The organism is Chitinophaga sp. 30R24, assembly GCF_049056765.1.
Lineage (GTDB): Bacteria > Bacteroidota > Bacteroidia > Chitinophagales > Chitinophagaceae > Chitinophaga.
This window is the reverse complement of sequence record NZ_JBJGXX010000001.1, coordinates 340,691-353,621: the sequence shown is the minus strand read 5'-3', so window position 1 is coordinate 353,621 and position 12,931 is coordinate 340,691. Positions and strand designations below refer to the sequence as shown.

The window sequence follows — 12,931 nt, the reverse complement described above, 5'->3', positions numbered from 1 at the left end:
AGCTTTTGGGAGGATGTTTATGCGCTAAAGCTCTTCGCTCATCAATTGTATTTTTCTTTTGTTAATATCTCAAATGTTTGTTCAATCCTTTCTCCATTTTCATCTACTAATGTAATAGTGTGTTTGCCTACTGGCGGATGCAGGGCCATTTGATGGAACTCCGTAGTAACGCCAACGTAATTATTGTCCAGGTGCCAGAATATTTTGGCGTTGCTGTTGCTGTGGGTGGCCGTAAAAATGGTTTGGCCGGGTTGCCCGTCCAATTCGATGGGTACATATATATGGGCGCCGGGCCTTGGATAAATGAGTTCCATCGGTGCTTTATCCTGGCCAAGGGAAGCAAGGCATTCCGGTTTGTAGGGAGGTAAGGGTTGATAGTAATTTTTACTGCGGTAGTAGAATTCCTGGGAGGGTGGCAATATGAACCAGGATTTGTGTTGCATTAATTGTGGCGATTCACAACTTTCTGTTACCCGCCATTGCCCGGTCCTGTCCAGATGAACCAATTGGTGATAAGGACATACGCCAGCCCTGGTGCCGGCGGCAGGTACATAAATGGTATCTTTTTCATCGCATAGGTCACTGGCTCTGAAGCCGCTTTTACGGCATACTTCTACTTTTTTCATTTGTGTATAAGGGGTATTGAACCAGCCATTGGTGTGCAGCAACCGGAAAACGTCGAACAGAATGGGAGCTGCGGTAGCTACGCCGATCAGGCCTGGACGCCCTTCGCCATCGGCATTGCCCACCCATACCCCTACTACATATTGTGGTGTTACGCCAATGGCCCATCCGTCGCGGAAGCCAAAGCTGGTACCGGTTTTCCAGGCGATGCGTTGAGACGAAGAGAATTGTTGCCATAGCAGCTCTTCTCCAGGACGCATTACTTCTGTCATAGCCTGAAAAGCGTACCAGATAGCGCCGGCATCCAGCAGTCCTTCTTTACTGGGTTTATACCTGGAGGGGCGTTGTATATCCTGCCGGTAGTTGGGCGCATGGATATCGTCCATATCGTATTTGCCGTTGTATTGGTCTAGGTGGAGCAGGGTGCGGGCCATACTGGCATACATGCCGCACATTTCCCATAGCGTAGTTTCGCCTCCACCCAGTATCAGGGAAAGGCCATAGTGGTCTGCTGGCTTATTAAGGGTGGTAATGCCCAGTTTTTGCAGTAATAGATGAAAGCGTTCATATCGGTATTGTTGCAGCATGCGTACTGCCGGTATGTTCAACGATCTGGCCAATGCGCGTGAGGCTGGCACTGCGCCGTCGTAGCCCAGATCGAAGTTCTGAGGCGAATAGCCGGCGATCTGGGTAGGGATGTCGGGGATAAGGGTATTCGGCAATATAAGTCCATCGTTGAGCATGGCAGCGTACAGTACGGGTTTAAGGGTACTGCCCGGACTTCTCCTGGCCTGTATAATATCCACGTGGCTTTCTAGCTCGGGCTCGGCCGGATTATAAATATTGCCTACATAGGCCAGTGTGTTGCCGGTTTCTACATCCAGTACCAGCACTGCTGCATTGTTGATGCCATTGGCTTTATAAGTGGTATGGTACCTTTCTGCAATGGCTGTGGCATTACGTTGCAGGTCGCCTATCACGGTCGACCGGATGCGGGTGGGAGTATTTGAAGGCTGTTGCCTGTAGTTGCGTCGGAAGAGGTCTAACAAATGGGGGGCTTCTTGTGGCAGCGGTAATGGCTGATCAGGCAAGGGCTCCATTTTGGCCAGCTGGCAGGTGATACTGTCGATGGTATGTTGATGATAGAGTTTGTTGAGTAGTTGATTACGTTTATTCAATAACGTTACCCTGTTCCTGCCGGGATGCACCAGTGCCGGGCTATTGGGCAGTACGGCCAGCGCTGCCATTTCTCCCCACGACAACAGGTCTGCTTTCCGGCCGTAATAGCGCCAGGCGGCAGCTTCTAAACCTACTACATTACCTCCGAATGGCGCGTTGGCGGCGTATAGGGCGAGGATTTTCTTTTTGGAGGCCGCCAACTCAAGCCTGGTGGCCAGTATGGCTTCTGCCATTTTTTGCCATACATTACGTGGTTGGTTACGCGCCAGGCGGATCACCTGCATGGTGATGGTGCTGCCTCCGCTCACCACTTTCCGGCCCCGCAGGTTTTGATTTACTGCGCGGGCAACTGCCAGCGGATCTACACCTAAGTGATAGTAGAAGCGTTTGTCTTCATAGGCGACAATGCACTTTGCAAATTTTTCCGGTACATGCGGATTATAAGGGAAACGCCATTGCCCATCGGACGCAATGCCGGCATTCAGTAAATCGCCATTACTGTCTTCCAGTACAAAGGAAGTGGGACTGGTAAAAAGTTGGCGGGGCAAACAGCAGTACCAGGCTATCAATAGTATACCCAGTCCTGTTAGCCACCACTTCTTTTTTATGCACCATTGTTTAATGCGCTTCATAAGATCAAAGATAGCGTTAAGGCCATCTACATATACCTTTTATTTTGATGCTACCGGTTGCCTGATTTTAATTATTTGTAATTACCCAGTTTCCGTTACAGGTGAAATTATAGTCCCTATCCTGCTTGTAAATTTATTTTGTACTGATTGGTAAAATATGTATCTTCATGTAGTTGTTATTTCCCTTGCATTTGTATTATTTGTACCCAATAGTTATTTCATGTAATAAGACAGGGGTATGACCATTCGGGTAGTTTACCGCGAGATTTTCTCTTTAAGCAGGAAGGTGGCGGCATTTCTAAATACATCACTAAAAAAATTTTTATGCCCAACATTAAAATTGCTATTAATGGATTTGGAAGGATAGGTAGATTGTTTTTCAGGAAAATATATAATCAACCCGGTGTAGAAGTGGTAGCGGTAAATGATTTAACCAGCCCTGTTGTACTAGCACATCTGTTGAAATATGATACGGCCCAGGGTAGGTTGGAGGTTACTGTGGAGGCTACTGCCGATGCGATTGTGGTAGATGGCAAAGAGATTAAGATATATGCTGAGAAGAACCCTGCAGCCCTTCCCTGGAAGCAGCACCAGGTAGACGTTGTGTTGGAAAGTACCGGTTTCTTTGCAGATAAGGAGAAGGCCGCCGCACACCTGGAAGCGGGCGCCCGTAAAGTGGTGATATCTGCGCCGGCTTCCGGTGAGCTGAAAACCATTGTATACAATGTAAACCATGAAATATTGGATGGTTCAGAAAGTATTATCAGCTGTGCTTCCTGTACCACCAATTGTTTGGCACCAATGGCGCAGGTATTGGATGAGCAATTTGGTATTGTAAACGGGTTGATGACCACCATACACGCCTATACGAATGATCAGAACATACAGGATGCTCCGCATGCCAAAGGCGATTTACGCCGTGCGAGGGCTGCTGCGCAAAACATTATACCTACCACTACGGGCGCAGCCAAGGCTATCGGATTGGTGCTACCTGGCCTAAAAGGTAAGCTGGATGGCACTTCCCAGCGGGTGCCTGTAATAGCCGGTTCATTAACAGAGTTAACGGTAACCCTTCGTGAAAAAGTAACCGTCAACGAAATAAATGCTGCTATGCTGGCTGTTACTAATGAAAGCTTTGGGTATACTACAGATGAAATAGTGAGCAGCGATGTGATAGGTATGTCTTATGGCGCTCTTTTCGACGCTACGCAAACGAAGGTATTGTCTGCCGGTGAGCAGCAGCTGGTGCGGGTAGTAAGCTGGTACGATAATGAAATGAGCTATGTTTCACAGCTGGTGCGTACTGTGAAATACTTTGCTGATAAGTAAATTAATTTCTTCATCATAAAAAAGGCATAAAGAGGATTCCCCCTTTATGCCTTTTTTATGATGAAGAAATGCCTGGTTATTGTTTGGTGACTTCTACCCACTTGCCTGGCTGGAAAGCATGTATGGTATTGTCGTACATTGCTTCACAGGAAACAGCGGGCAGGTAGAAACGGCCCAGGTAAGCTGCGTTTAGCAATATATTATAAGTGCGTTTCTTGTTTTCTTCTATGTTGAAGTAAGTATATACCCTGTCGTCGCGTATATCCATATACGTGGCAGGTGATGAATGGAAGGCACTATCGTTTTCCATCAGGCGGGTATTCAGTATTTCCCAGCCGGAAGGGAAGATCTGCGAAAGCGCCATTTGCTCGTAATAACCGCGTTTGCCGGGATTGGTAATGGTAACGGTTGCCATAAAATCGCTACCCTGGCGTAGGTTAACCGGGTCCAGTGGCTTGCCGTCGCGGGTGCTATAGCTTACCTGCATACCTAATACATCCGGATTATTGCTGGCAACCGGCTCTTGTCCGGCTTCAGGCTGACCTTGCAGGATGAGGCGCACATACAGCAGGTTTTGTCCGTTGTTTTGCAGGCTGATATTGCCGCTGTTGCCATTAAAGGTAACAGGTATCTGCGATAGGTAAGATTGGCCATTTACGGTGCCTTTAACGCCGTTTAAGGTATAAGTAAAGGACATTTTGCTACCGCCTTTATTATTACCACAGAATTCAGCAATGGCAATTAATGAATAGGCAGTTGTTTGCGTGCTGTACCATTGGTCGTTTTGTGAAAGCTGGGCAGCAATTTGTTTTACCAGGTCGTTGGCCCGGTTACGTTGGCCCAGGATGGTTAAGGTTTCCAGGATCATAGCTTTATCGCGCAGATCGGAACCGAAGGTACCCCCTAACTGATTATAAGGTTTTACATCCGTACTCAAGCCCTGTACGAGTGAATTGGCTATTTCCGGCTGGCCGGAGAGTTTATAAGCTGCTGCCAGCCGCCATTTGGCCGGAGCAGATAAGTATTTAAATTCTTTCAGCCTGTTCATTGCGCCGAGCTCCGGTACTTTAGCTAGCGCCAGCAAGTACAGGCGATAAGCCTGGGTAAGGTCGCCGCCGTTGAAATTGAGTGTGCTGGGCGCCCAGGTAGCAGCTTTGTTACGCTGGTATTTTTTCCATTGGTCCAGTATGCCTGGCGGCAAAGTATAACCGTGTGTTTGGGCTGCCAACAGGAAGTGCCCGCCATAGTTGGTGCCCCATTCATCGGAGTTGTTTTCTCCCGGCCAGTAGCTGAAACCACCATCGGAGGTCTGGAAACTTTTGAACCGGCTGATACCTGCTTTTACGTTATGGTCTATTTCTGCCAGCTGGCTTTCTTTCAGGTCCATCAGTTGGTTGAGCACCAGTTGAGGAAATACGCCGGAAGTAGTTTGCTCAATACATCCGTAGGGATAATTGATCAGAAACGACAACCGTTTGCCCAGGTTAAGGGCCGGAATGGTGGATACTTCCAGTGTGCCGGTGTTGGTACCTGCCATGCCTACCGGGTTATAGGCAGCTTGCCAGCTCTTACTGCCTTCCAGGGTATATTCAATAATATTGGTGATATATGGGTTAGGATTCCTTACGATTAATTCTATATCGTCTTCCGCTTTTTCTGCACCGCTGGTAGCAGTTACTTTTATTTTAGCGACGCCTGTTTGTGGCTTTACCTTTACATCGAAGTATACCAGTTGCTCTCCAGGTTGTGGGAAAGTGACGGTTTTTGTCCGGTCTCCTACTATTTCCAGTAGTGGGCTGGTGCTGAGTGTTACACTGGCGCTACGCACATTAGGTTCCAGGCCAAAAACGGTGACTGGTAGCTGTATGGTTTCAGATGGGCCGAGTACACGCGGGGCTGTTGTGAGCAGCATCAACGGCTTTTTGATGGCGACCGTTTTTTCGGTAAAACCATAAGCGCCATCCTGGCCTGCTACTACCATTGCTTTTACTGAGCCGATGTAGGGCGGTAGTTTAAATTTGTGGGTTTGTTTTTGACCGGCTTTCAGGTAAAACGGTCCCATATATTTTACTACTGGCTTAAAACGGTTTGCTTTGGCATTGCCGGCATTTTTATTCAGTCCTTCATCCCCGCCAATACTCAGAATACGGTCCATATCTGCTCCCCAGGCGCCGATTACGAAGTCGAAGAGGTCCCAGGTTTTTACGCCCAGTGCCTCGCGGGCATAGAACGAGCTATGTGGATCTGGTGTTTTGAAGCGGGTAAGGTCCAACAATCCTTCATCTACGATGGCAATGGTATAAGTCATGGGTTTGCCGTTGCTTTCACTTACCGTGATGCTGGCATCTGTTTCCGGTTTTAGTTTATCCGGCATGGTGATCACGGGTTTGAGGATGGTGCCGGGATCTTCTACCGCAATGGGAATAGTGCCGTACATACGGATGGGCAGATCATTGAGCGTTTGCGAATGAGGTTGTAGCAGGCTAACGTTCACGTATATATTGGGCGTCATATTTTTTTCCGCCTTGAACTTGAAAGTGGTTTGTCCTTGTTTGGTAGTAACCCAGTAAGTTTTCAGTACTTTACTACCGGATTCTACGCTGATCAACCCGCGGCCGCCTGCGCTGCTAGGAATCGTGAGCGTAATTTCGTCACCCGCTTTATACTGTTGTTTATCGGAAGTAAATACCAGCATAGAAGCTTCTGCCGGGTTATCTTTCTGCATGCGTTCCGCCCATCCGGGCCAGTCTACGTACACGGCTTTGCCAGCTGTGTGACCGCTTTCCAGGTCTTTTACCCGGATCAGGTACCGGCCCCAGTCGGGAGAGTTGATCTGGAGTGTCCAGGTGCCCTTACCATTTTGCAGGGTAACAGTTTCTTTGCTGAGCAGTTGGTTATAACTGTCTTGCGTGAAGTTCGAGTAGTCGTCTTGGTCGCCTTGGTCCCACCACCATCTCCACTTGATTTTATATAATTCTACCTGTACCTGGTGGCTGCCACTGGTGAGTTTGCCGTTGTCATCTACGTTTACCAGATCAATGGTATGTTGTTTGTCGGTGAGCAACATACCGGTGGTGCGGTCGCCAGCAGGGATACGCAGCCCTGCATAGGAGGTAAATGGGTTGTAGGGCATAGAGAAGTGATCTATGCTGAAATCGCCGCCGGGTTCAAATACTTTTACCTCGAAGTTGGTTTTCAGTTGTCCTGGGGCCAATTTCCCCAATTGCAGTGCCGCATTTATGGAGGCGCTGCCATTATCGTTTAGTGGTCCTTCAAAAATAGTTTTATTTTCTGCTTCGAAGTGGGTAACCGGGTCATCGAAAGCATAGTCTGGGAAGCCTTTGAAGCTGGTGGTTTGCTGTACCAGGGATACATCCACTTTGGCTTTCAGGTGTTGGGCTGTAGCGCCAAACAGCCACATGGCAGATAGGTTGCCGGTGGCGTTGCCTTTGGATAGCGAAGTATTGGTGCCAAAGTCCATTTTTATTTTAAGCCGGTTAGGTTTTACGGTTTCTATGCGCACATTTTTTTGGAAGGTGGCTCCTCCCACTTTTACCTTGGCTATCCAGTTGCCGGTAGGATCATCTGCTGTAGTGGTGGTAGCGAAACTATAAAATCCGTTCAGGCCATCGTGTTCATTGATGCGTTTATATAATTGCCCTTTCGGATTGTATAATTCGAGCGTAACCGGATGCTCTGGTGGCAGTTTCTGGCCTTTATCCTCCAATATGAAAGTGAGGTAAATAGAGTCGCCAGGGCGCCATACGCCCCGTTCTCCATAGAGGAATCCTTTGATGCCATTTTGTACCTCTTCTCCTTTTACATCGAACCTGCTGAGTGGCAGGGAGCTGCCGTCATCCAGTTTGAGGTATCCTCTTTCATTTCCTTTTTTGGCGATGAGCAGGTAGGGTTTGCGTTTCAGGTCGAAGGAGGCAAGGCCTTCGCCATCACTTTTTGTGTTAAAGATCACCTGGTTCTGGTAGTCGAGCAGCTCAAGGTCTACGCCTATCATTGGTTTGGTGTCGCGTATATCGGTAACGGCAATGAGCATACTGTTATCATTACCTCTTTTGGCGATCAGGCCAATATTGGAAGATAGTACGTTACGGGACGCCCATTTATCTTTGTTGTAATAGGAATTGGAGCAGGCATCGTTGCGGCGGTCCCAGTTATATCCGTAAGGGTAATAGTTATCGTAGCGTTGCCAGAAAGCGTCGTCGTCATCAATTTTTTCTCCGCCGTCATAATCGCTTTCGTCATCTTCTCCTGTTTCATTGGAGACCTGGTTGCCGTTTTGGGTAGTATCGGCAGCGCAGGTAGTGATGGCATATTCTTTCCGGAAGCCAATGGTAATGCGGTAGATAGCGCCGGGCTCTGTACGCAGCATTTTGTCGAGGTCGAGAAAGAAGCGGTTTTTCTTATGGAGGTTAACAGATTTATCGGTGTCCAGCCGGATGGTTTTTTCAACTACCGGCTTACCTACGCGGCGCAATTCTTGTTCTCCGTTCAGGTCGTTGCGTTGCAGGTACTGCGGCACATTGTTTTCGTAAATTTTGATGATGGTAACGTCTACTGCATTCAGGTTGATGGCTTCAAAGGGCATTACCAGTTTGTTGCTTTCTGGCAGGATCACGCCTTTGCCGGGAATATTCACTGTGGGCAGGGTGTTTTCAAAATTCACATTGGCGCTGAAGGTATGCCCCAGGCGTTTATCCGTGACGTTTATTACACCTTCGTTTACAATTACATTGTAACTGCCTTCCAATCTGGTGGGTGCATATACGCTTACTTCGCTACCGTCTATGGTATAACGTAGGTCGCTTTGTCCGCTGATGCCGATGAGACCTTCGAGGGTTTGGGCCATGCTAATGGGGTCGGAGAACTGTACGAGCAAGTGTTGTTCCGGATCGGACAAGGCTTTTACATTCAATACTTTAAAATCACCAATGGCGGGTACCTCCAGGGTGGCTTTACCGCTATTGCTCACTTTCAGCGGGGCGCCATCCCAGTTAAGTTCCAGGTTACGGGCAATATTGCTCCTGGTAATGTTGCTGACGGTGAACCTGGACGTGCGTTCCGCGGTGTTATGCTGCCAGGTAACGGGTAACTGTTGACCAGCATAGTTTACCTGTAATAATTTTTCTATAGTCTGGGGATCTTCCACATCGGCAGTATATACGGCGCCGGTAGTAGTCATTTGATTTAGACTATTATTACTGCTGGCTTTGAGGCCATAATTTTCTATGGAAAAAGAGGGCTTGATGATCTTAAATTCAAAATCAAAAGAGGTTAACTCTTTAGGAACGTCCGTTATCTTGCCCAGTTTAAAAGTGGCCTGGTAGGTTTTTCCGGCCTGTAGGTTTTCATCGGGCCTGAATTCAATGGTAGTAGCATCAATCCAGTAGGATTTACCTTTTATAGATGGAGAAAATTCGAATACTTCTTTTTCCAGGGGTTCGTTCTGGGTATGTGTTACGTTTACCTGCCCGGCCAGTTGCACGCGGATGGCGCTTTGCTTGCTGATAATACCGGCAGTATATGCTTCAATATACCGGGCAAAGTCGGGATTCATTTCTTTACGGGTACTGCGGCAACCACTTACCAGTACCAGGGTACTCAAGAACATCATGAGGGTTGCTACAGCGAATAGCCGTTTCGTTAGGTGCATGAGGATACTTTAAACTTGATTATCAGTGATAAATAAATGCAATTAGGCTGTTCATAACTACTTATTACTTACAGGGCGCTAACAATTACTCACAAGTAGTTATATGTAATATATAGAACGCGAATGTCGGGAAAAAAGGAATGTGATAAATGCAATTTTTCGTCTTATCCTATTCTACCCTGGTTTAACCGCAGGAATTTATCTACGCAATCCGGTAGTTCTTCTTCGTAATGCGTAACAAAAATGAGCGTTACAGGCATATGGGTGCATAGTTGTTCTATTACGTTTTTGAAATGTAGTTTTTGTTGGGCATCCAATCCCTGGCAAGGCTCATCAAAAATGAGCAAGGGTGGATTTTTTACCAATGCCCTGGCCAGCAGGGTAAGGCGTTGGGTGCTTTCGGATACTTGTTTAAATGGCGTGCTTTCATGGGAAGAGATATGGAGGATCTCCATCCAGTTGCGGGCGATTTGCATTTGCGCGGCAGAAACGGGGCGTGTAGCGCCTATTACATCGTGGAAGCCGGAACATATTACCTGAAGGCAATGGTCGCGGGAGGTAAAGTATTGGTGCAGTTCGGGCGATACGAAGCCGATCTTTTTCTTGATGTCCCAGATACTTTCCCCGGTGCCGCGTCTACGGTCGAACAACCATAGTTTGTTGGCATATGCCTGGGGGTTATCTCCATTAACGAGGCTAAGCAAGGTGGATTTTCCTGCACCATTGGGGCCAAGAAGCGCCCATTTTTCATTAGGTTTTACAGTCCAGTTAATGTTACTGAGGATAGTATTTTCTCCGTATTTCACCTGTATATCTTCCATGCGTATAATGGTATCGAAGGTGGGGTTACCGCCTTGCTTTACCAGGTCTGCGATCTTACTGCCAGCTATTTCAGGTAAGGAGGCGCCGGGAGCAGCAAAAGCAGGTAGCGGTAGCTGCATAAATTCACTGCGTGTATACTTCCCTGTTATAGTGCCATTGTCGAGGGTGAGTATATGGGTAATATGTTCGGGGATCTCACGGGGAGAAGTAGAAAGCAGCACGGTGGTACCGGCACTGATGATTTCATTGATCATCTGGCTAAAATCTTTACGCGCTTGTACATCCAATCCTATATAGGGATTGTCTAGCATCAGGAGTTGCGGGTGCTGCAACAGGGCGCGGGCAATCATTATCCGGCGTGTTTCCCCGTTCGATAATTTGATGAGCCGTTTTTCCATCAGCGGGGCGATGCGCAGTGGCTGTAACAGTGCCGGCACCTCGTTGAGCTCCAGGTATTCCATTACGGTAGGCGAATTGTCCGCATCCATGCTATTGAAACGCTGCTGATAATAAAAGTCGGTGGTAGTATTGGAAAGGTCGCGGAAAGTGTGGTGATGCCCCACGAAAGACATCAGGCTACGATAATTGAACCAGGGATCGGTAATGGTATGTGTATGGCGCCATTCTTCGTAAAAATGGTAGTGTATGCTGCCATTGATTACATTGAATTTGCCGAGGATAGTATTCATTAGTGCGGTTTTTCCTGCGCCGCTTGGGCCTATAACAGCCCATTGTTCTCCTTTGTTGATCTGCCAGTTAAGGGCGTGGAATAATGTTTTATCAAGATACCGTACAGTAGTATGTTCCAGGGAGAGGAAGGGTGTTTGCTGGTCTGTCATGGTTAAGCCGATTGGTCTAAATATTCATCTGTCGGGGGATAAAATTAGCAGTATTATTGAAAGCATCTGTTAAATTTACACCAAAATGAGGATATGAACTGGAACATAAAGACATTCAACGAGTTAACGACAACTGAATTATATCACTTGCTGCATTTGCGCAGTGAGATCTTTGTAGTGGAGCAACGTTGTGTTTACCAGGATATAGACTATGCAGACCAGCAGGCTTATCATTTGATGGGCACAGATGAAGCGGGCAATTTGTTGGCCTACACCCGTATATTTGCTCCGGGTATTAAGTATGCGGAAGCTTCCATAGGCAGGGTGATCACGTCTCCCAAAGCAAGGGGGAAAGGTGTTGGAAGAGAATTGATGGAATGCTCTATCGCCCAATTGGAGCGGCTTTTCGGCAAGGTGCCTATTAAAATATCCGCCCAGCAATATTTACAACGCTTTTATGTTTCACTGGGATTCCAGCCGGTTAGCGATATGTACCTGGAAGATGGGATTCCTCACATAGATATGATTAAATGATTTGATTTTATTTGCGGGGTATCTTTTTCTTTGGATTTTCTACAATCAGTTTATGTTCCCGTATACGGTAGAAAGGAATAACGTAGGAGACCGTGTATTGTACATCAAATACCGCTCTCTTAGAGCCGTTGCCAAAGCCGGGAATGACTAATGGACTCATGATATCGGTAGTAACGGAATTCACCAATATGCGTTCCCGTAGGTTCCAGCCCATGAAAAAATTTTTCAGTACTTCTGCTTTCAACCCTATGACCAGTTCTACCCAGTGGGCATTAGCATTTGTTTTGGGAATGCTGCCATGAAAATCCTCCCCCCAGTAGCTATTCTTCGTAGTATAAGTAGGTACAGAATAATTAAAATGGGAGAAGCCATAGCGGATGCCCCCGTAGAACATATTTTTTTCAGCGGGATATTGTCTTTTCAGGAAGTTATAATCTAAGCCCAGCGTTACGAACATGCCATTGCCTTGGTAGGTATAACTGCTGTCGCTATACGGTGTATTGGCATATCCTCCTTCGAAGGCTGCATATAAGTCACTGCTGATGCGGGCATCAGCAACGAAAGTGATTTCTTTTCTATAAGGGTAGTAGATGGCAGACACGATACGGCTTAAATCTACGCCAAAGCGGAAACCACCGGGAAGATGCCAGACGCTGTCCCGGGTAACAGGGCCGGTTACAGGTTGGTGGAGGGTATCCGTATTCACAGCTTTACGTAAGATATCGGCGTTTCTGGCCTGGCGGATAGTATCTGTTTTCGTGGCTGCTGGCTTATTTTGGGCAGAAGCAGCCATGCAGAGCAGCATACTACTGATTAAAGAAAAACAAAGTAAGATGCGTGTCATTACTGCTAATTACGGACTTATTATTAATCAGAACGGAGTCAATGGTGTTTCTGGTGGCGATTACGGTATCCAGGGTAAAGTAGGTACCAAATCCACAGCCTGCCGATATAAAATGTTGCTGGCGTGTATACCTGAGCGTGATCGTGTCTGCCACCAGGGCGGAGTCCACTTTCAGGTAAAACTGGCTGCTATCAGCTTTGGGAGACAGCTGTAAGAACAGGTCGCCCAGTGGCTGGCTTTTGTAAATAGAATCCCTGCCTAAGGCGAATGCGGTTACTTTAGGCATAATGGTATCCCTGACTACTCCGGCGCTGTCGCGTTTGAAGTGCACATGGAGGTCGTTGCTTAAAGTTTGGTCGCAAACCTTTGTTTCATTTTCGCAGGCGATGATGCCTGCGAAAATGAAACAGGTGAGTAATATCTGGTAAATGGTTTTCATCTTTTGTATAAACAGTCGGCA

At 47.2% G+C, this 12,931-nt stretch carries 7 protein-coding genes; 2 read left to right on the top strand and 5 right to left on the bottom strand.

All coding sequences use genetic code 11. From position 1 onward, the window contains the following. Positions 1-41 precede the first annotated feature (41 nt). Positions 42-2,435: a penicillin-binding protein 1C gene (gene pbpC, locus ACDQ55_RS01430; RefSeq protein ID WP_420979240.1), complete on the bottom strand. Its 2,394-nt coding sequence runs from the start codon at positions 2,433-2,435 to the stop codon at positions 42-44. Positions 2,436-2,759: 324 nt separating this feature from the next. Between pbpC and gap the strand changes: the two genes are divergently transcribed. Beyond that, positions 2,760-3,764: a type I glyceraldehyde-3-phosphate dehydrogenase gene (gap, locus tag ACDQ55_RS01425; protein ID WP_420979238.1), complete on the top strand. Its 1,005-nt coding sequence runs from the start codon at positions 2,760-2,762 to the stop codon at positions 3,762-3,764. Between the two features lie 76 nt (positions 3,765-3,840). On the opposite strand, the gene ACDQ55_RS01420 is transcribed toward gap, so the two are convergent. Beyond that, positions 3,841-9,432 (bottom strand): alpha-2-macroglobulin family protein, encoded by a 5,592-nt coding sequence (locus ACDQ55_RS01420; protein ID WP_420979237.1) that lies wholly within the window; start codon positions 9,430-9,432, stop codon positions 3,841-3,843. Positions 9,433-9,596: 164 nt separating this feature from the next. Continuing rightward, positions 9,597-11,093, bottom strand: a complete 1,497-nt coding sequence (locus ACDQ55_RS01415) for an ATP-binding cassette domain-containing protein (protein ID WP_420979235.1) — start codon at positions 11,091-11,093, stop codon at positions 9,597-9,599. A 93-nt stretch (positions 11,094-11,186) separates the two neighbouring features. Here ACDQ55_RS01415 and ACDQ55_RS01410 point away from each other — a divergent pair, with 93 nt between their 5' ends. Further along, on the top strand, positions 11,187-11,627 hold the full coding sequence (locus tag ACDQ55_RS01410) for a GNAT family N-acetyltransferase (RefSeq protein ID WP_420979234.1): 441 nt from the start codon (positions 11,187-11,189) through the stop codon (positions 11,625-11,627). Between the two features lie 7 nt (positions 11,628-11,634). On the opposite strand, the gene ACDQ55_RS01405 is transcribed toward ACDQ55_RS01410, so the two are convergent. Beyond that, a complete protein-coding gene (locus tag ACDQ55_RS01405) occupies positions 11,635-12,471 on the bottom strand; it encodes a DUF6048 family protein (RefSeq protein WP_420979232.1) in 837 nt (278 codons plus the stop codon). Beyond that, entirely contained in the window at positions 12,434-12,910 is a 477-nt protein-coding gene (locus ACDQ55_RS01400; protein ID WP_420979231.1) for a DUF6452 family protein, read from the bottom strand. Before ACDQ55_RS01400 ends, ACDQ55_RS01405 begins: the two co-directional genes overlap by 38 nt. Positions 12,911-12,931 lie beyond the last annotated feature (21 nt).